At 70.5% G+C, this 21289-nt stretch carries 22 protein-coding genes; 7 read left to right on the plus strand and 15 right to left on the minus strand.

Going from position 1 to position 21289, the window contains the following annotated elements:
* Positions 1-69: 69 nt before the first annotated feature.
* From AB0F88_RS25615 to AB0F88_RS25635, 5 genes are all read right to left on the minus strand, one after another.
* Positions 70-3321, minus strand: coding sequence for a discoidin domain-containing protein (locus tag AB0F88_RS25615; RefSeq protein ID WP_362688901.1), 3252 nt, complete (start codon positions 3319-3321; stop codon positions 70-72).
* A 45-nt stretch (positions 3322-3366) separates the two neighbouring features.
* A complete protein-coding gene (locus AB0F88_RS25620; RefSeq protein ID WP_362688904.1) occupies positions 3367-5250 on the minus strand; it encodes a beta-L-arabinofuranosidase domain-containing protein in 1884 nt (627 codons plus the stop codon).
* Entirely contained in the window at positions 5243-6031 is a 789-nt protein-coding gene (locus AB0F88_RS25625; RefSeq protein WP_362688906.1) for a carbohydrate ABC transporter permease, read from the minus strand. The genes AB0F88_RS25620 and AB0F88_RS25625 overlap by 8 nt, the downstream gene beginning before the upstream one ends.
* The gene (locus AB0F88_RS25630; protein ID WP_362688909.1) at positions 6028-6984 is read right to left on the minus strand and encodes a sugar ABC transporter permease; all 957 of its coding nucleotides are present in this window, start codon (positions 6982-6984) and stop codon (positions 6028-6030) included. Before AB0F88_RS25630 ends, AB0F88_RS25625 begins: the two co-directional genes overlap by 4 nt.
* Before the next feature lie 131 nt (positions 6985-7115).
* On the minus strand, positions 7116-8396 hold the full coding sequence (locus AB0F88_RS25635; protein WP_362688912.1) for a sugar ABC transporter substrate-binding protein: 1281 nt from the start codon (positions 8394-8396) through the stop codon (positions 7116-7118).
* A gap of 204 nt (positions 8397-8600) precedes the next feature.
* On the opposite strand from AB0F88_RS25635, the gene AB0F88_RS25640 reads away from it, so the two are divergent.
* Positions 8601-9623: a LacI family DNA-binding transcriptional regulator gene (locus AB0F88_RS25640; RefSeq protein WP_362688915.1), complete on the plus strand. Its 1023-nt coding sequence runs from the start codon at positions 8601-8603 to the stop codon at positions 9621-9623.
* Between the two features lie 99 nt (positions 9624-9722).
* Here AB0F88_RS25640 and AB0F88_RS25645 read toward each other — a convergent pair whose 3' ends face one another.
* Both AB0F88_RS25645 and AB0F88_RS25650 read right to left on the minus strand, forming a co-directional pair.
* On the minus strand, positions 9723-10487 hold the full coding sequence (locus AB0F88_RS25645) for an SDR family NAD(P)-dependent oxidoreductase (protein ID WP_362688918.1): 765 nt from the start codon (positions 10485-10487) through the stop codon (positions 9723-9725).
* A 269-nt stretch (positions 10488-10756) separates the two neighbouring features.
* Positions 10757-11317, minus strand: a complete 561-nt coding sequence (locus AB0F88_RS25650; RefSeq protein ID WP_362688921.1) for an NAD(P)H-dependent oxidoreductase — start codon at positions 11315-11317, stop codon at positions 10757-10759.
* Between the two features lie 91 nt (positions 11318-11408).
* On the opposite strand from AB0F88_RS25650, the gene AB0F88_RS25655 reads away from it, so the two are divergent.
* Positions 11409-11867, plus strand: coding sequence for a MarR family transcriptional regulator (locus AB0F88_RS25655; RefSeq protein WP_362688924.1), 459 nt, complete (start codon positions 11409-11411; stop codon positions 11865-11867).
* A 129-nt stretch (positions 11868-11996) separates the two neighbouring features.
* Positions 11997-12656 carry a DNA alkylation repair protein gene (locus AB0F88_RS25660; RefSeq protein ID WP_362688927.1) on the plus strand — a complete coding sequence of 220 codons (660 nt, stop codon included), beginning with the start codon at positions 11997-11999 and terminating at the stop codon, positions 12654-12656.
* A gap of 35 nt (positions 12657-12691) precedes the next feature.
* Here AB0F88_RS25660 and AB0F88_RS25665 read toward each other — a convergent pair whose 3' ends face one another.
* The 3 genes from AB0F88_RS25665 to AB0F88_RS25675 form a co-directional block, all read right to left on the minus strand.
* Entirely contained in the window at positions 12692-13870 is a 1179-nt protein-coding gene (locus AB0F88_RS25665) for a hypothetical protein (RefSeq protein ID WP_362688930.1), read from the minus strand.
* A gap of 61 nt (positions 13871-13931) precedes the next feature.
* Positions 13932-14627, minus strand: coding sequence for a DivIVA domain-containing protein (locus AB0F88_RS25670; protein WP_362688933.1), 696 nt, complete (start codon positions 14625-14627; stop codon positions 13932-13934).
* A gap of 197 nt (positions 14628-14824) precedes the next feature.
* Positions 14825-15415: an SH3 domain-containing protein gene (locus tag AB0F88_RS25675; RefSeq protein ID WP_362688936.1), complete on the minus strand. Its 591-nt coding sequence runs from the start codon at positions 15413-15415 to the stop codon at positions 14825-14827.
* A 192-nt stretch (positions 15416-15607) separates the two neighbouring features.
* Between AB0F88_RS25675 and AB0F88_RS25680 the strand changes: the two genes are divergently transcribed.
* Both AB0F88_RS25680 and AB0F88_RS25685 read left to right on the plus strand, forming a co-directional pair.
* Positions 15608-16051: a metalloregulator ArsR/SmtB family transcription factor gene (locus AB0F88_RS25680; protein ID WP_362688939.1), complete on the plus strand. Its 444-nt coding sequence runs from the start codon at positions 15608-15610 to the stop codon at positions 16049-16051.
* A 103-nt stretch (positions 16052-16154) separates the two neighbouring features.
* Positions 16155-17165, plus strand: coding sequence for a cation diffusion facilitator family transporter (locus AB0F88_RS25685; protein ID WP_362688942.1), 1011 nt, complete (start codon positions 16155-16157; stop codon positions 17163-17165).
* A 109-nt stretch (positions 17166-17274) separates the two neighbouring features.
* On the opposite strand, the gene AB0F88_RS25690 is transcribed toward AB0F88_RS25685, so the two are convergent.
* On the minus strand, positions 17275-17631 hold the full coding sequence (locus AB0F88_RS25690) for a metalloregulator ArsR/SmtB family transcription factor (RefSeq protein WP_362688945.1): 357 nt from the start codon (positions 17629-17631) through the stop codon (positions 17275-17277).
* A gap of 170 nt (positions 17632-17801) precedes the next feature.
* On the minus strand, positions 17802-18347 hold the full coding sequence (locus tag AB0F88_RS25695) for a YceI family protein (RefSeq protein WP_362688948.1): 546 nt from the start codon (positions 18345-18347) through the stop codon (positions 17802-17804).
* A 93-nt stretch (positions 18348-18440) separates the two neighbouring features.
* Between AB0F88_RS25695 and AB0F88_RS25700 the strand changes: the two genes are divergently transcribed.
* Positions 18441-18914, plus strand: coding sequence for a MarR family transcriptional regulator (locus tag AB0F88_RS25700; protein WP_362688951.1), 474 nt, complete (start codon positions 18441-18443; stop codon positions 18912-18914).
* Between the two features lie 122 nt (positions 18915-19036).
* The gene (locus AB0F88_RS25705) at positions 19037-19468 is read left to right on the plus strand and encodes a VOC family protein (protein WP_362688954.1); all 432 of its coding nucleotides are present in this window, start codon (positions 19037-19039) and stop codon (positions 19466-19468) included.
* 86 nt (positions 19469-19554) lie between these two features.
* Here the strand turns inward: AB0F88_RS25705 and AB0F88_RS25710 are convergent, their stop codons facing one another.
* The 3 genes from AB0F88_RS25710 to AB0F88_RS25720 form a co-directional block, all read right to left on the minus strand.
* The gene (locus AB0F88_RS25710) at positions 19555-20079 is read right to left on the minus strand and encodes an N-acetyltransferase (protein ID WP_362688957.1); all 525 of its coding nucleotides are present in this window, start codon (positions 20077-20079) and stop codon (positions 19555-19557) included.
* A gap of 23 nt (positions 20080-20102) precedes the next feature.
* On the minus strand, positions 20103-20285 hold the full coding sequence (locus AB0F88_RS25715; RefSeq protein WP_362688960.1) for a hypothetical protein: 183 nt from the start codon (positions 20283-20285) through the stop codon (positions 20103-20105).
* 110 nt (positions 20286-20395) lie between these two features.
* Entirely contained in the window at positions 20396-21145 is a 750-nt protein-coding gene (locus tag AB0F88_RS25720) for a response regulator transcription factor (RefSeq protein ID WP_362688963.1), read from the minus strand.
* Positions 21146-21289 lie beyond the last annotated feature (144 nt).

Genomic DNA, 21289 nt, shown 5'->3' on the forward strand with positions numbered 1-21289 from the left:
GGCCGGGGGGGCGTGCCGTACCGGCCCCTCCCCCGCGTGGACCGTGGGGGCGCGCCCCCACGGGCGGGGTCAGGTTCCGTAGGCCTTGACCTCGAGGAGGCCGACGGAGCTGGTTGCGGTGGCGGTGAGCAGGACGCGCAGGCGGGTGGTGGACAGGGTGGGGAAGGTGACGGTGTTGTACTGGTTCTTGGCCAGGGTGTGGGAGCCGGCTGCGGGGACGTCGGCGTAGGCGGTGCCGTTCCAGTACTGCAGTTTCCAGGAGGCGGGCATGTCGATGCCGTCCTCGTCGTCGAAGAAGTAGACGTCGGCGCGGTTGAGGGTTCTGGCCGTGGTCCAGGTGAGGTCGGCCCACTGCTGGCCGGTCTGTGGCCAGGTGCCCCAGCGGGGGTTGACGGTGTCGTTGGAGGAGGGCGGGTCGATGCCGTCGTTGAGGGCGGTGACGCTCTCCCAGGCGGAGGTGTAGGACGCCGACGCGGTCGCCGAGGTCGCGAGGTTGGCGGGCGGCTGCACGCCGCCCCGGTTGTAGATCTTGATCTCGGTGAGCCCGGTCTTGGCGCCGGAGGCGTTGGTGGCCAGGACCCGTACCCGCTGCGCGCTGACCGGGGAGAAGCGCACCACGTTGTAGTTGGCCCGCGGCGCCGCCGGGGTCTTGACCTGGCCCGGCGCGCTGACCCAGGAGCTGCCGTTGTGGTACTGGACGTCGTAAGAGGACGGCGCCCGGTAGGTGCCGCCGGCCGGGCGGCTGTCCTTGAAGTGCAGCCGAACCTCGTTGAGGGTCTTGGCGGAGCCGAGGTTCAGCTCGTACCAGTCCTGGGCGTTGGGGGAGCCTCCCGCTCCCCAGAACGGCTCGTTGGTGGGGAGGCCGTCGATCGCGCCGGCCAGGTTGCCGCCCGAGCCGGTGTGCGAGGCCGACGCGGTCGCCCCGGCGGCGAGGTTGGTCAGGTTGGCCGTCAGGTCGACGCCCGCCTTGGCGAGCATGTCCACCATCCGGGCGCCGCTCTGCGCCACCTGGCCGGGGGCCTGCAGGCCGGGGGCGGCGGCGCTGTGGGTGACCGTGCCGCCGGTGGTGACGTTGCCGGTGGCCGGGTCCCAGGTGAAGGGCACCAGGGAGCCGACGGTGGCGGTCCGGGTGCCGTTGACGTAGATGGAGTAGCCCTCGGGCACGCCCGGGTAGCGCACCACCCCGTCGGCCGGGTCGTCCCAGACGATGGTCAGGTCGGCGTTGCGGTAGCGCAGGTTGTTGACGGTGAAGTGGGTCCAGCCGATGTTGATCGGCGACAGCTCCACCTTCGCGTCGTTACGCGGGCGCAGGCCGGCGACGTCCTCGATCACCGTCCAGTTGCTGCTGCCCAGGATGTTGTGGTGGATCCAGGAGCGGTAGTTGACCGAGGAGCCGTTCCAGTCGGCCCAGAACTCGTTGGCGTCGGGCCAGGAGGTGTTGCCGTTGACGTACTGGGCCCAGGTGTTCCAGTACAGCAGCTTCTTGTAGTCGGTCGCGTTCATCCACTCGTTGGGGTAGTTGCGCAGCACCGACGAGTACAGCCGGAACTGCACGGTGGAGTTGATGGTGGAGAAGTTGTTCGAGCCCGGGTTGCCCGCCGCGGCCGCCGCCGCCTTGTCCACCTGGTTGGCCGTGTAGAAGGGGAAGATCGGATACTGGGCGGGGCTGTCGTACAGACGCAGGGCCTGCCGGTAGGTGGCGGTGTTGGGGATGGCGCCGACCGCGAACGGGTAGTAGTTGTTGATCTCCTTCCAGGGCACCCACTCGTTCGTCGACTTCAGCCGGTGCTCGAAGAGCTGCCGGTTCGGGTTCCACAGCACGTTGACGATGGCGTTCTGGATCTGCGTGGCGAGCGTGCGCATCTCGCCGGCCTTGGCCGTGTTGCCGATCGCCTCGTAGGCCTGGGCCGCGGCGAGCGCGCCGCTGTACTGGTACGCCGACTCGGCGCGGTCCATGTTGCCGTTCTTCCAGTGGAAGGAGACGGCGTCGGCGTCGTTGCCGGTCAGGGCGCCCCAGTCGTACTCGATGAGCTTGTTGTCGTCGTGGTCGTAGTAGGCGAGCTGGCCCTTGACGTCCTGCTCGGCGTAGCGGGCGAGGTTGGCCACGATGCCGCTCTGGCCGCCGTGGATCTGGTAGCTGCGCCAGGCCGCCTCGGAGATGTACTGCGTGTAGCTGTTGGACCAGTTCTCCGGGTCGCCGGGGTTGTCGAGGAAGCGGCCGTTCTTGGAGGTCTGGCCGACGCTGAGCCAGTTGCCGTAGGAGTAGATCGGGTCGCGCAGATACTTGAGGTCGTCGATGTGCATCGGCTGGGTGAGCGCGATGGCGTTGTTGTAGCCCAGCACGCCCTCGGTCGAGGTGGGGAACTGGAAGGTCTGGCCGGGGATGTCGGCGTCGAGGTGGTTGAAGCGCATCAGCCACCAGCGGTAGTAGACGTTCTTCTTGATCGCCGGCTCGGCCACGTCGATGTAGGGCACGTTCCGCGCCCACCACAGGTTGTAGGCGCGCACGTGGGTCGCGAACGCGGTGGTGTTGGAGTACCCCCTGTAGGCGTTGTACTCCGTCAGCGACTCGGGGATCTCGCCTGCGACGAAGCCCATCACGACCTTGGCGGTCACGGTCGCCCCGGCCGCGACGGTGACGGACCTGTTGAGCCCGCCGCTCGAGACGCTGAAGCCGTCGCCGCTGAGCCTCGGGTAGAGGGTGGTGAGGTTGTTGCGGGCGTTGACCTGCCCGGTCAGCTCGTTCCCCGAGCCGGAGGTGGCGTAGGGCGAGGTCGCCCGCAGCTGCAGGGTGGTGGGGCCGCCGCCGCCGTTGGTGATCGACAGGTTCGTCACGGCGACGTTGTTGTCGGTGACGAACTTCGTCTGGGTCACCGTGACCGAGCCGCTGGTGTGCACGCTCCTCCAGTGGCTGGGCACCTGCCGCCGCTGGCTCACCTGCTCGGTGAAGGTGCCGGGGGTGACGGCGACGGTGTACGCGTTGTTGTCGCTGATGCTCTCCCAGTACGCCACCTGGCCGCCGAAGCCGAGCACCGAGGGGTTGTGGGTCTTCATGAAGACCGCGCGGCCCCTGCTCATCAGCCAGGTGCCGGCCGGGTCGTTGCCGGTGCGGGCCAGCAGCCGGTCCATCCAGAAGTCGGTGCCGGAGCTCTCGGCGTCGTAGATGGACCGCATCATGTTGCCGGGGGTGTAGGAGACCGGCGGGGCCGGGATCGCCGGGCCGTTGAAGGTGGGGAATCCGATGGTCTGGTCGGCGTGCGCGGGAGAGGTGGCGGCGAGTGAGCCCGCTAAGAGAAGCAGGGCCATGACGATTCTTCTCATCGCTTGGTGATCCGATCGGGTCGGGGGGTGGGATCGGGGGTGCGTTCAGCCGGCGGGAAGCCAGACGCGCATGGTGGCGGGGCCGTGGTTGCCCCATCGGTGGTAGGGCACGAGCCGTAGCGTGAGTTCCTCCTCTCGCGGCGTGTCGCCGGCCTCTGCGTACGGCCGGCCGTTGTCACCTTCCGGTCGTCGCGACGCGCGGACCTCCACCCGGACCACGCCGTCGTGCGGCGGACCGTCGTGGGCCGGGGCGTCGCCGGCCGCGCCGCTCCGGAGCTCGTCGCCGGTGCGCTCGGCGGGGGGCCGCGAGAGGTCGACGACCACCTCGGCCAGCCGCACCTCGTCCCGGGGCGACTCGGCGCAGTAGACGAGGGGGCCGCGCTCGACGGCCACGCAGCCGCGCACCGCGTCCACCCGCGGGTCGGGACGCACCCAGCGCGCCTCCATGGGCAGCTCGGCCGCGACCACCTCGCCGGGTGCCCAGACCCGCTCGCCGAACACGAGCGCCGACCCCCGCCGTACGGGCGTCAGGTCCTCCGGCCCCCGCGAGACGGTGTCTCCGGGGTGCGGGGCGCCGGCGGCCCACGGGGGGAGGCGGAGGGAGACGTGGCGGGGATCGGCCGGAGCCTCCAGCACGCGGACGGCGACGGAGCCGGACCAGGGGTAGAGGGTCTCCACGCGCACGGTGAGCCCGTCGTGGCTGATCTCGCAGGCCGTGGGGTGGTGGATCTGGATCCCGCCCGGGGTGGCGGTGGCGACATAGGCGGGCAGGGAGGCGAACGTGCGGGCCAGGTTGGTCGGGCAGCAGGAGACCTGGAACCAGGGAGCGCGCGACGCGCTCTCCGCGCGGGGGCTGACGTCCTCGGCGACCCGGCCCGGGGTACGGACGTGCAGCGGGTTGGCGTAGAAGAAGGAGCGGCCGTCCAGGGCGGGGGAGGCGGCGACGAGGTTGTAGAGGGTCCGCTCGGCCTGGTCGGCGTAGCGGGAGCGGCCGGTGGCCAGCAGCAGCCGGTGCGCCAGCATGACCGAGCCGATCCCCGCGCAGGTCTCGGCGTAGGCCCGGTCGGGCGGCAGCTCGAAGTCCTCGCCGAAGGACTCGCCGGTGTGCCGGGAACCCATGCCGCCGGTCAGGTGGGTGCGCCGGGCGACGGTGTGCTCCCACTGCGCCTCGATCGCGGCGAGCAGTTCCGCGTCCCTCGTCTCCACGGCCACGTCGACCGCGCCGCAGGCCAGGTACATCGCCCGGACGGCGTGCCCGCCGAAGGCGGCGGCCCGCCGTACCGGGACGTCGTCCTGGAAGTAGGCGCGGCCGAGCTCGATGTCGGCCAGGGCCGGCCGGCCGCGCCGCTCGACGAAGCGGCGGGCCATCTCCAGGTAGCGTTCGGCGCCGGTGAGCCGGTACAGCTCGACCAGCGCCATCTCGATCTCGGGATGGCCGCACACCTCGTGGCCCTCCATGAAACGCCGGCAGACCTGGTCGGCGGCGAGCCGGACGGCGTCGGTCAGCGGGTGCTCTCCCGCCGTCCGCCAGCGGGCGACACCCGCCTGGATGAGGTGGCCCGCGCAGTACAGCTCGTGGCCCCACTCGAAGTCGCGGTAGCGGTCGCCGCTCCAGCGGGTGTTGAGGTAGCCGTCGGGCTCCTGGGCCGCGACCACGGTCGCGGCCAGCTCGTCGAAGCGCCGGTCGCCGGTCCAGGCCATCGCCTCCAGCAGCTTGTACACCTCGGAGTCGGCGAACTCCCTGCCCCGGCGCGGCTCGCTGCGGAAGTTGCCGATCCAGCCGAGCTTGTCCATCCACTCCAGGCAGTGGCCGATGATCACGTCCTGGTCGAGTGTCCGGCGGTCCCCCCAGAAGCCGGGATCCAGCCGTACGGCATCGAGCCCGAGCGGGGTGAGCACGCCGGAGGACGGGACGACGGGGTTAGCCACGCAGTGCTCCTGACATGAATCCGCGCACGTAGTAACGCTGGAGGAGGAGGAAGAGGGCGAGGCAGGGCAGCGCCATGAACACCACGCCCGCCTGCATGGTCGGGAAGTCGACCGCGCCGAAGTCGTGCAGCCGCATGTTGACCACCGCGACCGGCAGGGTGAACCTGTCGTTGGAGCTGATCAGGATCAGCGGGGCCACGTAGTCGTTCCAGGAGGCCAGGAAGGCGAACAGGCCGACCGTGACGAGCCCGGGGGCGACCGCGGGCAGCAGCACCCGGACCAGCGCCCCGAAGGTGCCACAGCCGTCGATCATCGCGGCCTCGTCCAGCGCGCGGGGCACCGACTCGAACGCGTTGCGCATCATGAACACCGCGAACGGCAGCTGGAACATGATCATCACGAGGGCGAGGCCGGCCAGCGAGTCCTGCAGCCCCAGCCAGCCGAGCAGCACGTAGAGCGGGATGAGAATGGTGGGGTAGGGGACCATGAGGATGGCCAGGATGAGCACGAACAGCACGCCCCTGCCGGGGAAGCGGTGGCGCGCGAAGGCGTAGCCGGCGAGCGTGGCGACCACCAGCGTCCCGGCCACGGTGAGCGTGACGAGGACGACGGTGTTGACCACGTAGGTGCCCAGGCCCTCCCCGTAGGAGGCGAGCCGCCGGTAGCTGTCGAGGCTGAAGGCGTCGCCCAGGCGGATCGAGGACCAGCCGCTCCATACGAGCGGATAGACGAAGAACAGGGCCAGGATCCCCGCGGTGAGATGGTGGGCCGCTCGTTTCACGGGTTCCTCTTTCGGATGAAGGCGAGCTGGAGCCCGTTGAGGAGGACGAGCGCGAGCAGGATGAGGACGGACATGGCGGCCGCCGACCCCAGGTCGAACCGGATGAACGCCTCGCGGACGATGACCATGACCACCGAGGTCGTGCTGTTGCCGGGACCGCCCCTGGTGAGGATGTAGAACTGCTCGAAGCCGAGCATCGAACCGGTGATCATCAGGCAGAGCACCAGCGCGATGGTCGGCCGCATGAGCGGCAGCGTGATGCGGCGGAACGCCTGCCACGCCGTGGCGCCGTCCACCCTCGCGGCCTCGTAGAGCTCGGTGGGGATGGCCTGCAGGCCGGTGAGCAGGATGAGCATGTTGAACCCGGCCCAGCGCCAGATGACCAGCGTGACCGTGGAGCCGAAGGCGACGGAGGGGTCTCCGGCCGTCCACGACACGGGCTCGTCGATGAGGCCGACGGCCGTCAGGATGTCGTTCAGCGGGCCGATCTGATCGCTGAGCAGGCCGAAGAACAGCAGGGTCGCGGTGGCCCAGCCGACGGCGGCCGGCAGGAAGAAGGCGCCCCTGAAAAAGCCCGCCCCCCTGCGCCGGTTCTGGACCAGCAGGGCCAGGCCGAAGGAGATCGTGAACAGCAGGACCGTGACGACGGCGGTGTACCTGAGGGTGAACACGACCGCGTCGGCGACCAGCGCGTTGTCGGCGATACGGGTGTAGTTGCCGGGCGCGTTGAACGTCGGAGGGGCCAGCAGCGGCCACTTGTTCAGTGACATCCAGACCACGAGGCCGAGCGGGAGCAGGAAGAACAGCCCGACGACGAGGGCGGCCGGGGCCGCGTAGGCGAGCCCGACCAGGCCGGGCGAACGCCCCCGGGGACGGCGGCGAGGGCGGCGGGGGCGGCGGGTCAGGGAGAGGCGCTCGCGCGAGACGGCGCGGGTTTCGAGGAGGTCTGGCATGTTCTCTCCAGCCGGTGTCCCGGCCGCCGATCCGGCCGGGACACCTTGCGTGCTCGTACTGGACCGGTGGTCGGTGCCCGGCGCGCGTCAGGACCGGTGGTGCCCGCCGGATGCGGGCCGGGACCGGTGCGTCACTGCTGGTTCAGCGAGGCGGTGATGGCGGTGGCGCCCTCCTTGAGCGCCCCGGCCGGGTCGGTTCCGAACAGCGCGGCGCGGAGCGTCTTGAGCCAGGGGCTCTGGAGGTCGTTGTAGGACTCGTTGAACTTCAGCGCGTAGGGCGTCCGGCCGGTGGCCATGATCTCGTTCATCGCCTGGACCCTGGGGTCGGTGGCCGTGAGGTCGGTGCGGGCGACGGTCGACTTGCCCTTGGCCTGCAGGTCGGCCTGGACCTTGTCCGACAGGGTGAAGGACAGGAACTCCCAGGCCGCCTCCGCCTCCGCCTGCTCGCTGGTCGCGCTGACCCCGATGACGTCGCCGCCCACGAAGGTGGACGTGCCGCCGTCGACGCCGGGGATGGGCGCGACACCGACGTCGACGCCCTTCTCCTCCAGCATTCCGAGCCACACCGAGGGCCCGGGGGCGATGCCGATGGTGCCGGCCTGCAGGGCGCCGAGCCAGGTCGTGCCGTTCTCGTCCTTGGAGCCGGGGGCGGCCACGCCGTCGGCGTAGAGCTTGGCGTAGACGTCGAAGACCGCCGCCATCTGCGGGTCGTCGACCGTGCTCCGGGTGCCCTCGGGGTTCATCACCTCGCCGCCGCCCGCCCAGACCGACGGCCAGAAGGTGAACACGTCGCAGCCGCCGCAGTTGCCGCCGAAGTAGGTGCCGTAGGTCTTGCCGCCGAGCTTGGTGCGGATCGTGGTGGCCTGCTCGGCGAACTCCTTGAGCGTCGCCGGGGCCTTGTCCGGGTCGAGCCCGGCCTTCTTGTACAGGTCCTTGTTGACGAACAGCACGGAGATGTCCACGGTGTGCGGCACCGCGTAGATCTTGCCGTCCTGCGTGGCGGCCTTGATGTGCGCGGGCGCCACCTTGTCCTTGAACGGCAGGGCGCCGAACCGGTCGGTCACGTCCTGCCACAGCCCCTGCGAGATGTAGTTGGGCGCGAACACCACGTCGGAGGCGAACAGGTCGGGCAGGTTCCTGCCGCCCGCGGCGGTGGCGATCTTGGCCGGGTACTCCTCGTTGGGGTAGGCGGTCACCTTGACCTTGTTCGTGTGGGAGGCGTTGTAGGCGTCGGCCAGAGCCTTGGTGTGGGACTCGGTCGCCGCCCTGGTCCACACGGTGATGGTGACGGCGGCCGGCTGCGACGGGCCGGCCGCCGGCTGTGCCTGGCCGCACGCGGCCGACAGGACGGCGGTGCACAGTACGGCGAACGCCGCTTTACCTCTGCGGCGCCGGGGTATCCCGCTTTCCATGATCTTCTCCTCTGCATCCCCCGAGACGCACCGAAACCTACCTAAAAGGTTTTCGGAAACGTAAGCGCAACATGAAAGGCTGTCAATAGTCGCGATGAGCTCGATGGCTTGCCCTGGGGTGGCCTCCGGGGCTATTTTCTGCAGAAACCAACTGACGTGTGGCTAGGTAACAATTTCATCTCGAACGAAAAGGTTTTCGTAGTGATGAGTTCTCAGCAGTCGCGCGCGGCCACGATCACCGACGTGGCCGCGCTGGCCGGCGTGTCGATCGCGACCGTCTCCAAGGCGCTCAACGGGCGTGCCCAGGTCCGCGAGGAGACCCGGCAACGGGTGCTGCGAGCGGCCGAGAAGCTGGCCTTCCAGCCGAACGCGCTGGCCCGCGGCCTGATATCCGGCCAGACCCGCACCGTGGGCCTGCTCACCAGCGACAGCGTGGGCCGTTTCGGCATCCCGGTGCTCCTGGGCGCCGAGGACGCCTTCGGCGCGGGCGAGATGTCCGTGCTGCTCTGCGACGCCCGAGGCGACGCCATCCGCGAGCAGCACCACCTGCGCACCCTGCTCGCCCGCCGGGTCGACGGCCTCATCGTGGTGGGGCAGAGCACCGACCCGCGCCCGTCGATCAGCCGAGACCTGCCGCTGCCCGTGGTCTACGCCTATGCGCCGTCCGAGGACCCGCAGGACGTCTCGTTCGTCCCCGACGACGTGGAGGGAGCCCGCACCGCCGTACGGCACATGGTGACGATCGGCCGACGGCGCATCGCGCACATCACCGGGCCCACCCACTACCAGGCCGCCAGGGACCGGGCCGAGGGCGTCCTCTCGGCTCTGGAGGAGGCCGGGCTCTCCCTGGCCTGCGGGCAGGTGCTGAGCGGGGAGTGGTCGCAGCGCTGGGGGCGGCAGGCCGCCGAGATCGCGTTGCGGGCCGATCCGGAGCTGGACGCGGTGGTGTGCGGCAGCGACCAGATCGCCGCCGGGTTCGTCGAGGCGGCCCGCGAGCGCGGGCGCCGCGTCCCGGACGACGTGGCGGTCGTCGGCTACGACAACTGGGAGGTCCTGGCCACCGAGACCAGGCCCCCGCTGACCACGATCGACATGAACCTGGAGAGCCTGGGCCGCACCGCCGCCCAGCACCTGTTCGCCGCGATCGACGGCCGGGCCACCCCCGGCGTGCACCGCATGCCCTGCCGCCTGATCATCCGTGGCTCCACCGCGTCCTCGGGCGACTGAGCGCGGGTCCCGCGGCGTGCCTCCTTCTCCGGGCGAGGGGTCCCGCGGCGCTACCAGGCGGTCGCGCCGCCGTCTTCTCCGGGCGTGGATTTCGCGGCGCTACCAGGCGGTCGCGCCGCCGTCGACCGGGTAGTTGGCGCCGGTGATGTACGACGCGCGGTCGGAGGCGAGGAAGGCCGCCACCTCGACGATCTCCTCGGGCCGGGCGAATCGCTTGAGGAGCGTCTTGCCGGTTACCGCGTCCCGGGCCGCCTGGTCGTCGCCGAGGTCGCGGTCACTGGCCGGGGTCAGGACGGGCCCGGGGCTGATCGCCACCGCGCGGATCCCGTGGCGCGCGCCTTCGAGCGCGAGTTGCCGCGTCATGCCGATGACGCCGGCGTTCGCCGCGGTGTGCGCGACCATCGGAGGGACCTCGCCGGCGATCGTGCCGGCCATGGAGGCGACGTTGATGATGACGCCGCCACCGCGCCGGACCAGGTGCGGCCATGCGAACTTCGACACGAAGAAGGGGATGTCGAGTTCGCCGGCTATGCCCACCCGCCAGTCGTCGACCGAGAAATCCGGCATCGGGCCGAAACGTTGCAGGGCCGCGTTGTTGTAGACCACGTCGAGGCCGCCGTAGGCGGTCACGGCGTCCTCGACGACCTGCCGCGCCTGTTCCGGATCGGTGAGATCGACCGGCGCGATGCCCGTCATCTCACCGCCGTCGCGACGGACGAGTTCGACCGTCTCGTCGTTGGCGTCGGCCTGGATGTCGCACCCGACGACCTTCGCGCCCTCTCTCGCGAAGATCAGCGACGCGACGCGACCCTGACCTCCCGCGGTGCCGGTGATCAGCACTACCTTCCCGTCCAGCGTTCCCATGGAGCTACTCCTGATCCGTGGTTCGTTCAAGTGATGACCGCGCGAGCCGGCCGGGACGGACGGCCTCCGTCACGATCGGCCCCGCGGATGCCCTCCGCCGGTGGTACTCCGCCGTCACCGGGGTCGCGACGCCCCTGAACCGGCCCCGATCGCGGTTCATGGGTGCCGTCGCGGAGAGGTTCGCGATGTCCGTGCCGCCCGACGCGGACGGCTCGCACGCGTCGATCGTGAGGTCCGCCCTCGTCGGATCGGCTCGCGGGGCGGTGTGTTCAGCGGACGCGCATCGGTGCGAGCGCCGTGCTCCATGCGACGACCTGACCCAGCATCGCGGTGAGCGACTCGCGCTGGAAGTCGTTGGGCCTGAACACGCTGAAGTTCTCGAAGTCGGTGAAGAGCGACAGCGCCACCTGGTTCCGTACGTCGGCCATCTGGAGCTCGGCCGCGATCAGGCGCAGGTGTTCCACGGCGCGGGTGCCGCCGGCCGAGCCGTAGCTGACGAACCCGACGGCCTTGTTGTTCCACTCGCCGTACAGGAAGTCGATGGCGTTCTTCAGCGCACCCGACGTCGAGTGGTTGTACTCGGGCGTCACGATGACGAACCCGTCGAACGAGGCGATCTTGTTCGCCCACCTCAGGGTGTGCGGCTGGCTGTACTGGCCCAACGACGGCGGCATCGCCTCGTCGAGGTGCGGGAGGTTGTAGTCGAGCAGGTCGACGAGTTCGAACTCCGCGTCGGTCCGCTGGGCGGCGACCTGCTGCACCCAGCGGGCGACGGCCTCCCCGTTGCGTCCGGGACGGGTGCTGCCAAGGATGATCCCGATCTTGGTCATCGGTGTGCTCCGCTTCTCTGACGGTAGATGGTTGCTTCGTCAAGAAAGGAAAGTACTAGTGCTTGCTGCGTGAAGCAAATAGGATGTGTCCATGACCACGACGCGGCCGTTGCAGCCACTGACCCCCGACGAGGAAGCGCTGATCCGTGCGCTGCCTCGCCTGATGTACGCGCTGCCCCGCGCGATCGACGCCGACATGACCCGCGAACAGCAGTTGCCGCTCATCGAGTGGACGGCCCTGATGCGGCTGTCCGAAACGCCGCAGAAGCAGATGCGGATGGGCGAGCTCGCGGTCGCCTGTGAACTCTCGCTGAGCGGGATGACCCGCGTGGTCACCCGCCTGGAGGGCCAGGGCATGATCGAACGGGTCAGGTGCGACAACGACGCCCGCGGGTGGAGCGCCGTTCTCACCGAGGCCGGCCTCGCCCGCCTGGAGCGGGCGTGGCCGAGCAACCTGGCCAGCGTGCGCCGGCACTTTCTCGACCACCTCGAAGGCGTCGATCTCGCCCGGCTCGCCCGTGCGCTTCAGCGCGTCCCGGTCAGCGACTGACACGGGTGCCGGGAGATGCCGCGGATCCGCGGGATCTCCTGCCGGTGGCCGCCGCCGAACCGGCGGGTACGGCGGGAGACCGGCTTCCGCCGTAGGCTGGATCTCGCACATGACGGACGGAAGGCTGAGGTGGCCCAGACGATGGTGGCCGAGGTGATGGCCGAGCTGGCCGAGCTCGCGGATCCGCGGATACGCGAGGTGAACGAGAAGCACGGCGACGATCACGGTGTGAACCTCGGCAAGCTGCGCGCGCTCGCGAAGCGGCTGAAGACGCAGCAGGAACTCGCGTGCCGCCTCTGGGAGACGGATGACAGCGCGGCGAGACTGCTGGCGATCCTGATCTGCCGCCCGAAGGCGTTCGAGCGTGACGAGCTGGACGCCATGGTGCGCGGGGCGCGCACGCCCAAGGTGCACGACTGGCTCGTGAACTACGTGGTGAAGAAGAACCCGCACTTCGAGGAGCTGCGCCTGGCCTGGTCGGCCGATCCGGATCCGGTGGTCGCGAGTGCCGGCTGGGCGCTGACCACCGAACGCGTGGCGAGGAAGCCCGAGGTCCTCGACCTCGCGGGGCTGCTCGACGTCATCGAGGCGGAGATGAAGGACGCCCCGGACCGCCTGCAGTGGGCGATGAACCACTGCCTGGCGCAGATCGGGATCGAGCACGCCGAGCACCGCGCCCGTGCCATCGACATCGGCGAGCGCCTGGAGGTGCTCAAGGACTACCCGACCTCCCCGGGTTGCACGTCTCCGTTCGCGCCCATCTGGATCACCGAGATGGTGCGCCGGTAGCGCGACGGGAGGACAAGACCCACCGAGGCCGGCGGTTACCTGGTGATGGCATCGAGCAGGTAGCGGCGTTGCTGCTCGGTCAGGTCACCGACGCGGCGGCCGGCATCGATCCCGCCCACCGTCAGCAACCTGGTCATCTCGGCGGGATCGTGGCCGGGCAGGAGGGACAGGAGCCATCCGACCCAGGCGTTTTTGACGGCGTCGTCGGTACGGGCCAGCACCTCGGTCAGGGGCATCCGCCCGGTGACCACCGCTTCGCGCAACTGAGCCTGGGTCAGCGGAGCCGGCGACGGCGAGGTCGTCGGCCGGGCGGAAGGCGTGGGGGCGGGTGAGCCCGGTGCCGCATGGCCGGCGACGTGAGGTCTGCGCCCGGCTTGCGGGTGGTCTTCACCCAGTACGCCGTGCGTGGCGATCAGGAGGGCGCCCCCGGTGACGGCGACGCCTGCGGCGATGGTCAGGTGGCGTTTGGACAGCCGGCCCCCCTCCTGACCGGCGGCGGCGAGCCTGAGGCCGACGACCGCGGTGCGCAGCAGCACACCGGTGACCGTGCCGAGCAGGAGCGGCACGATCTGGCCGGGCAGCGGGGCGAAGGTGGCGATCAGGATGCCGGCGGCCGGGCTGAGGCAGGAGACCACCAGCCACGGAGCCAGGCGCTGCCCTGCCATGTCCAGCAGGGCGGCCAGCGCCAGTCCTTCGCTGGCCGAGTGGACCATGAGGGCGATGACGACCACGGCGGAGGCGGTCAGCGCCAGCGTCGCGCCTTCGATCGCCCGGTGCAGGGTGAGGGCGGCGGCGGTGCCCATACCGCCGAACAAGGCGGCGTCGACGGCTTCCTTGACACGGCGGTGCAAGCCGGGCGCGTGCCTGCCGCCGGCCGGCCTGGATCCTCCGTGCCCGTGCCCGCAGCCTCTGCGGGTGAAGTGGGTGATCACCAGGAAGCCGAACACGATGGCCAGCCCGACCGCCCACAGAGGCACCCCCGTTTCGGTGGCGTCTCGCCAGGCGTCGGGCAGCAGGTCGACCAGGGCGGTGATCAGCATCATCGCCGAGGCGATCGCCAGCCACACCGTCACCTTCGCGGAGTTACGCCGGACCAGCCACGCCCCGGCGAGCGTGGACAGCGACACCAGCAGCACCGCGGCCCACGCGCCGGCACCGGGAGAGGCTCCCTCCAGCGCCGGTCCCAGCGCCGGTGCCCCTTCGGCCGTCAACATGTCTCACCACCTCTTGTCGGGATCGGATCGCGGAGGAGTTTCGGGTCGGCCGCCGGGTCGCTCAGCGCTCTTCGGCGGCGGGGTCACCTGCGGGCGTTCCCGCAGGTCTGTCGCCGGCCGGTGGCGATGCCGCTCGCCTCGACGAGGGCTGCCGGCCGACGGCCATCGGTGACGGCGGTGCCGGCCCCGGCTCACCGGAGCCGGCGAGCTCACCGAGCAGGCGCTGTAGCTGGTCGACCTGCGCCTGCAGGCTGTGCCTGAGCCGTTCGCCGTAGTCGGCGGCGAAGGCGTTGAACTCTTCGGTCCGGCGTTCCAGCTCCTGTCCGCAGGAGGCGTGGACCTCTTTCCGCAGGACGGCGGCACGGTCGCGGGCTCGCGCCACGATCGCCTCGGCCTGCTGTTCCGCGGCGGCCAGTATCCGGTCGGCACTGTCCTGGGCCATCGCCATGATCCGTGTCACGCGTTCCTCCGCCGGTCCAGCATGCCTGGCGGCGCGCTCGGCGGTGGTCGCCCGGGCGTACAGTTCCGCGTTTTCTTGCACGAGCATGGTGAAGGTGGTTTCGACATGGCCGAGGAAGGTGTCCACCTCGGCCAGGTCGTAGCCTTCGCGCAGCCGGACCACGGTGAACACCTGGTTGCGCACGGCGGCGGGGCTCAGCCGGCTCACGCCGGCGGAAAGGCCTGTGCCGAGCGGAAAGGTGGGGGCGTGGTCGATCTCGTCGATGGGGACGGGTGAGTGCCCGGGCTCGTCGTGCATTGCCTTTCACGTGACCTTTCACCATGGTTTTCGAAGCGTGACCGGGACCGGCCGGCTCGGGAACACCCGCGTCGCGGCAGGTCCGACCCGGGCGCGGGCCGGCCGGTCGTGGCGCACCGCGACGAAGGGCGCACCGCGACGAAGGGCGCACCCGCGCCCGGCCCGACGCCGGCGGGGGCGAGGGCTGCCCGCGGTCGCTACTTGGCGACCTTGCGCAGGTAGCCGGCCGAGGCCCAGCCACGCTTGCCGTTGGCGGCCCTCACCTTGACCCAGCCTCGGGTCGCCTTGCAGGCGCCGGCGACCCGGCCGTCGGCCACCCGCAGCTTGGCGACGGGGCGAAAGCGCAGCCCGGCACCGGCGCGGACGTTGAGGAAGCTGACGCGCCGCACGTGGGTGACCCGGTAGGCGCAGGCCGGTGCCGGCCGGCCGGTCGCGGCGGGAGGGGAGGTGAGTTTGCGCAGGTTGCCGGACGGAGCCCAGCCGGTGACGCCGGCGGCGGTCTTGACCTGCACCCAGCCGTTGACGCTCGCGCAGGCGCCGGCGACCGGCTTATCGCCCGCCCGCAGCGTGCCGACCGGGCCGAAACTCTCGCCGGCGTGGGAGCGAATGGTCAGCACGGTGTCGGAGCGCACATCGGTGACCCGGTAGGTGCAGGTCAGGGCAGGAGTGCTGGTCGCCTCGGCGAGGCGGGCGGCCGCGTGGACGGGCAGGGCGGTCCAGATGAGCCCGCCCGCGGTGGCGCACGCGGTCAGGGCGGTCAGGGTGGCGGTGGCTCGCTTCGTGATCATCGAGGTGTCTCCCTTCGATCGGCATCTGCTCACCGGCGCGGAGTCGGTGGTCCGGCCAAGCCAGGGCACTTGACCTGCGATGCTCACGAAGAGTAATTTCCTCATTACTAAATGCTTAAACATATGAGCAACTGAACACACATCCATTGCGACCTGCAGCCCTTACCCCGACGAGGAAAAGAGGTGGGCGCCGTGACCCCCCGAACCACGGTCTGCGCTCCCGCGGACCCGACCGGCCCTTCTCCCGCGAAGGTGACCGCGCCTCCCGGCGCCCCCTCCGGCTCGGTGGCGGCCGCCGAGTGGGTGCAGAGCATCCGGCGGGCGTTGCCGGCCGAACAGGTGGTGCAGGAGCTCGCGCAGGTCTTCGCGCTGCTGGCCGACCCCGGAAGGCTGCGGCTGACCGCCGCCCTGCTGCACACCGGCGAGATGTGCGTACGCGACCTGGCGGCGGTCACCGGCCAGAGCGTGTCGGCCACCTCGTGCGCGCTGCGACTGCTGCGCACCCACCACGTGGTGCAGGTCCGCCGCGCCGGGCGGCTGGCGCACTACCGGCTGGCCGACTCCCACATGCGGATGCTGTTCGCCCAGGCGATCACTCACATCAGGCACGAAACAGACACTCATCACGGGGAGTGAAGCGATGGCCGAGCACGAACACCCGGGCGGGCACGGTGCCGGACACGGACATGGGCACAGGCACGGATACAGGCGCGGGCACGGGCACGGTGCCGGACACGGGGTGAGCGCAGAGGCCGATCGCCGCTATCTGGTCGCGGCGCTTGCGCTGATCGCCGGATTCATGGCGGTCGAGGTCGTCATCGGCTTCATCGCCCGCTCCCTGGCCCTGATCTCCGATGCCGGGCACATGCTCACCGACGCCGTCGCCATCGTCTTCGCGCTGATCGCCATGCGGGTCGCCGCCCGGCCACCCCGGGGCGGCTTCACCTACGGGCTCAAACGTGCCGAGATCATCTCCGCGCAGATCAACGGCATCACCCTGCTGCTGCCGGCCGGATACTTCGTCTATGAAGGCATCCGCCGCCTGATCGCGCCTCCCGATGTCGAGGGCCTGTACGTGGTGGTGACCGGCCTGGCCGGAATCGTCGTCAACCTGGCCGCCACCTGGCTGCTGTCCCGGGCCGACCGCTCCAGTCTGAACGTCGAAGGCGCCTACCAGCACATCCTCAACGACCTGTTCGCCTTCATCGCCACCACGATCGCCGGAGCCCTCATCTGGCTCACCGGCTGGACCCGGGCCGACGCGATCGCCGCCCTCGTCGTCGCCGTCCTGATGCTCAAAGCGGGCTGGAGACTGGTCCGCGACGCGGGCAGGGTCTTCATGGAAGCCGCTCCCGTGGGCATGGACCCCGCCGAGATCGGCGCGAGAACCGCCGCCCTGGAACACGTCGTCGAGGTGCACGACCTGCACATCTGGGAGGTCGCCTCCGGCTACGCCGCCCTGTCGGCGCACATCCTGGTCGTCCCCGGCGCCGACTGCCACGCCGTACGCCTGGCCGCCGAGCGGATATTCCGCGACATCTACGGCATCGAGCACATCACCGTGCAGGTCGACCACGCCCCGCCGGGACTGCTGACCATCGGTGACACCGCCCCCGGCTGCGCCGCGCCGCACACCCCCGCTCACCGCAGCCCCCCGCGGCGTGACAACGCCGCCGCCACGCCCTCGGCCGACGACACCGATCCCGGTGATCAGGGAGGTGCGGCCCGTCTGTCCCCGATCCTGGAGTAGAGCACGGCTTCCGCCTCGGCGGCGATCGCCGAACGCGGGTCGACGAGCCGCGTGACCTCGACGGATCCGTCATCTTGCGCGCCCGCGACCGTGGCCGTGCCCGGTGCCGTCAGCGGGTTCCGCCGCGTTCGGGGTGGATGGCCTGGGTGTGCTCGGTGTGGGCGAGCGCGAGATCGAGCAGCATCCGCACGTGCGCGTCCTCCAGCCGGTAGAAGGCCATCCGGCCGGCCCGGCGGGCCGTGACGATGCGGTGCGCCCGCAACAGCCGCAGCGCGTGCGAGACCGCCGACTCGCTCTGGCCGCTCACCGCGGCCAGATCGCACACGCACATCTCACCCTCCAGCAGGGCCAGCAGCAACCGCAGGCGGCCCGGATCGGCCAGCAACCCGAACACCTCCGCGGTGTCGGTCAGATCCTGCGCGGCGGGCATCCGCTCGCGTACCGACGCCACCCGCGGCGCGTCCACGATCCGGGTGGTACACCCATCAACAGCCACGAATCGCCCATCTGAAGAACTATTCATATATAAACGTTAGTGGTCATCGGGGGAGGCCTGTCAACCGGCTGACATCGTGTCGTGACGCCGTGGGCCTTCGTCGATCGGCAGGCGTGAGCCGGGGAGGGCTGGGGGAGGGGTCAGGCGGTCTTCACGGCGGACAGGTCGAACTCGAGCGTGATCTTCTCGGAGACCATCACGCCGCCGGTCTCCAGGACGGCGTTGTAGGTGATGCCGAAGTCCTTGCGGTTGATCACGGTCTCGCCCTCGAAGCCGACCCGGGTCAGGCTCTGGATGTCGACCGCCGTCCCGGTGTACCTCAGGGGGATGGTGATCCGCCTGCTCACGCCACGGATGGTCAGCTCGCCCGTGACCTCGAAGTCGTCACCGCCGACGTGCTTGACGTCGGTGGAGTCGAAGGTGATGGAGGGGTGGCCGGCGGCGTCCAGGAAGTCGCCGGTGCGCAGGTGGGCGTCGCGGTGCTGGTTGCCGGTCTCGATCCCGGCCACGTCGAGGACCACGTGAACGCTGGAGGCGGCGGGGTCGCCGGCGTTCAGAAATGCGGTGGCCTCCTGGACGGGGATGCTCCCTCGGACCCTGGTGACCATCGCGTGGCGGGCCACGAAGCCGAACCTGCTGTGCGCGGGGTCGATGGTGTAGGTGCCGGTGAGCTCGTTCGGGTGCATGTCGCGTCGCCTCTTTTGGTTCAGTGCTGAAATATTTAGCAGGACAGTACATCCCTTTATTTCAGTGCGCAACTTTTGAGTACGATGGCTTCCGTGACACGATGGCTCACCGACGACGAACAGCGCGCCTGGCGGGCCTTCGCGCTCGCCACCCGCCTGCTGACCGACCGGCTGGACCGCGACCTGCTGGCCGCGGCCGACATGCCACCGACCTACTACGAGCTGCTGGTCCTGCTCTCCGAGGCACCCGAGCGGACCATGCGCATGAGCGAGCTGGCGAACTGGACCAACTCCAAGCCCAGCCGCATCTCCCACGCGATCAACAAGCTCGAGCAGAAGGCGTGGGTGCGCCGGGAGCACTGCGCGGACGACCGGCGCGGCTGGCTCGCCGTCCTGACCGACGACGGGTTCGCCGCGCTGCAGGCCGCCGCTCCCCGGCACGTGGTCAGCGTGCGCGAGCACCTGATCGACCTGCTGACCCCGGAGCAGCTGCGGAACCTGGAGGACATCAGCCGGGTCCTCCTCGACCATCTGACCGAGCCGGGGCCGTCCTCCCCGTCGCGCTGACCGCCGTCAGCGGGCTCTCCCCGCTGTCCTGATGTCACCATCTGTTCTGATGTCCCCATTGGGACAACCGCTTCCGGCCCGGTGGTCCACCGGGCCCGCGTCCAGGAAGGCAGCCCACGCCCATGACCGTTCTCGATTCCCCGATCCCCAGGTTCCATCTGGCCGTGCCGGTCGACGACCTGGCCGCCGCGCGCCACTTCTACGGCGAGGTGCTGGGCCTGGAGCAGGGCCGCAGCGCGGACACCTGGGTGGACTGGAACCTGCGCGGTCACCAGTTCGTCACGCACCTGGCGCCCGGCCGCGCGCGGCGCGTGCACAACCCCGTCGACGGCCATGACGTCCCGGTGCCGCACTTCGGCCTGATCCTGACGGTCCCGGAGTTCCGTGCGCTCGCCGACCGGCTGCGCGCGGCCGGTACCGAATTCGTCATCGAGCCCTATGTCCGCTTCGAGGGGCAGACCGGCGAGCAGTGGACGATGTTCCTGCTCGACCCGGCGGGAAACGCCCTGGAGTTCAAGGCGTTCGCCGACGACTCCCAGGTCTTCGCCCCCTGACGGCGAACACCGGGGAGCCGGCGCGGGCGTCCACGTCGTGACCGGCCGTGGACGGCCCCCGCCCTGGTGGGAGGGCCGTCCGGAGGCTAGACGCCGAACGCCGCCGGGTAGCGGATGACGCCTGCGGGGACCGGGCGCTCGGGATCGAGGACGAGCGCCATCATGTGCTCGTCGGAGACGTCGAACGGCGCTCGGATGGCATGACCCGAGGCCGGGGTGAAGCCGAAGCGGGGATAGTACTCGGCGTGGCCGAGGACGAGCACGAGGTTCTCGCCCTGGTCACGGGCGGCTCGCAGGGCGGCGCGGATGGCGGCCGAACCGGCACCCCGCCTTTGGTGATCGGGCAGGACGGCGCACGGCGCCAGGGCGAGGGCGGGGACATCGCCGACATGGCACCGGGTGAGCAGCGCGAATCCGGCGACGGTCCCGTCGGGGGCCTGGGCGAGCCAGGACAGGCCGGGAAGCCACGCCGCGGGGTCGGCACGCAGAGCCTCCACCAGGTCGGCCTCTTCCGGGGTGGGAAAGGCGGCGAGGTTGACCGCGCGGATCGCGGCGAGGTCGGCGTCGGTCTCGGTTCGGGTGATCCAGGTGGCGTTCGTGGCGGTGGTCATGTCAGCGCTTCCTGACGATCGGCTCAGCGGGCTCGGCGGTGGTGGACGGTGATCGCCCCGTGGGGCCTGGCGGTGGACGACACCGGCGACCGGCCGGAGGAGACCTCCGGGCGGGAACCGGAGCCCGCCGCCGAGGAGGACGGGACCGTTGAAAGCCGCAGGTCCGCGGCGAGGAGGAACCGGACGACGGTCGCGCTGTCGAGCATCAGGATCATATCGGCAACCGATGCGTGCGACAGCGGATCCCCCTGCGGCACGTACCGACGATCGGGAGAAGAGCCGACGACATCCGGGGCGGGCCGGCAGGGGATCACCGTCATCCAGGAGACGGACCGCCCTCCGCGCCGGGGTCGTCCACCAGGCCGGCCTCGTGCGCGAGCAGCACCGCGTTGGCCCGGTTGGCCAGGCCGAGCTTGGCCAGCAGCCTGGAGACGTAGCTCTTGACCGTCGTCTCGGAGAGGAAGCGGTCCGCGGCGATCTCCCGGTTCGTCAGGCCCCTCCCGACCAGGCTCAACAGCCGGCGCTCCCGATCGTTCAGCACGGCGATCCTGTTTCGCGCGGCGTCCCGGTCGTCCGCCGCGCGGGCCGACCGGTCCAGCAGGCGTCGCGCGGCGCCGGGCGACAGCACGCTGTGCCCGCTCGCGGCAACCTTGATCAGGCCGAGCAGGTCTTCGGGGGGCGTCGTCTTCGACAGGAAGCCGATCGCGCCCGCTTCCAGCGCGCCCAGCACGTGGGCGTCCGAGTCGAAGGTGGTCAGCGCCACGACGGCGGGCGGGCCGGGCAACCGGCTGATCTCCCTGGTGGCGGTGACACCGTCGACACCGGGCATCCTGATGTCCATCAGCACCACGTCGGGGCGGGTGCGCAGCACCTCTTCGACGGCCTCGGCGCCGTCGTACGCCACGCCGACGACGTCGATCTCCGTGGTCGAGCCCAGGATGGTCCGCAGATGGCCGAGGACCATCGGGTCGTCGTCGACGAGCAGGACCCTGATCGCCGACAACGGGCCGGTGCCGCCGGCCTGACCGACGTCGTTCGGCGGTTCGGTCCACCGGGGGGTGGTCATGTCCCAAGCGTATACATCCGCACTGGTCGCCGCGCTGGACGCGACGAGGCCGGGCCCGGCCGGGCCCATCGCCCGGGCGGGGCCCGTGGCAGAGGTGCGCCCGCGGGAACCCGTCGTTCAGGCGAGGGTCGCGACACACGTGAG

The sequence above is a fragment of the Streptosporangium sp. NPDC023963 genome, from assembly GCF_040639135.1.
Lineage (GTDB): Bacteria > Actinomycetota > Actinomycetes > Streptosporangiales > Streptosporangiaceae > Streptosporangium.

Bases quoted from the DNA above. Each gene is read 5' to 3' on its own strand.
- AB0F88_RS25615 (WP_362688901.1), bottom strand. From the start codon at position 3,321: ATGAGAAGAATCGTCATGGCCCTGCTTCTCTTAGCGGGCTCACTCGCC.
- AB0F88_RS25630 (WP_362688909.1), bottom strand. From the start codon at position 6,984: ATGCCAGACCTCCTCGAAACCCGCGCCGTCTCGCGCGAGCGCCTCTCC.
- AB0F88_RS25635 (WP_362688912.1), bottom strand. From the start codon at position 8,396: ATGGAAAGCGGGATACCCCGGCGCCGCAGAGGTAAAGCGGCGTTCGCC.
- AB0F88_RS25640 (WP_362688915.1), top strand. From the start codon at position 8,601: ATGAGTTCTCAGCAGTCGCGCGCGGCCACGATCACCGACGTGGCCGCG.
- AB0F88_RS25645 (WP_362688918.1), bottom strand. From the start codon at position 10,487: ATGGGAACGCTGGACGGGAAGGTAGTGCTGATCACCGGCACCGCGGGA.
- AB0F88_RS25650 (WP_362688921.1), bottom strand. From the start codon at position 11,317: ATGACCAAGATCGGGATCATCCTTGGCAGCACCCGTCCCGGACGCAAC.
- AB0F88_RS25655 (WP_362688924.1), top strand. From the start codon at position 11,409: ATGACCACGACGCGGCCGTTGCAGCCACTGACCCCCGACGAGGAAGCG.
- AB0F88_RS25665 (WP_362688930.1), bottom strand. From the start codon at position 13,870: ATGTTGACGGCCGAAGGGGCACCGGCGCTGGGACCGGCGCTGGAGGGA.
- AB0F88_RS25670 (WP_362688933.1), bottom strand. From the start codon at position 14,627: ATGCACGACGAGCCCGGGCACTCACCCGTCCCCATCGACGAGATCGAC.
- AB0F88_RS25675 (WP_362688936.1), bottom strand. From the start codon at position 15,415: ATGATCACGAAGCGAGCCACCGCCACCCTGACCGCCCTGACCGCGTGC.
- AB0F88_RS25695 (WP_362688948.1), bottom strand. From the start codon at position 18,347: ATGCACCCGAACGAGCTCACCGGCACCTACACCATCGACCCCGCGCAC.
- AB0F88_RS25705 (WP_362688954.1), top strand. From the start codon at position 19,037: ATGACCGTTCTCGATTCCCCGATCCCCAGGTTCCATCTGGCCGTGCCG.
- AB0F88_RS25710 (WP_362688957.1), bottom strand. From the start codon at position 20,079: ATGACCACCGCCACGAACGCCACCTGGATCACCCGAACCGAGACCGAC.
- AB0F88_RS25715 (WP_362688960.1), bottom strand. From the start codon at position 20,285: ATGCTCGACAGCGCGACCGTCGTCCGGTTCCTCCTCGCCGCGGACCTG.
- AB0F88_RS25720 (WP_362688963.1), bottom strand. From the start codon at position 21,145: ATGACCACCCCCCGGTGGACCGAACCGCCGAACGACGTCGGTCAGGCC.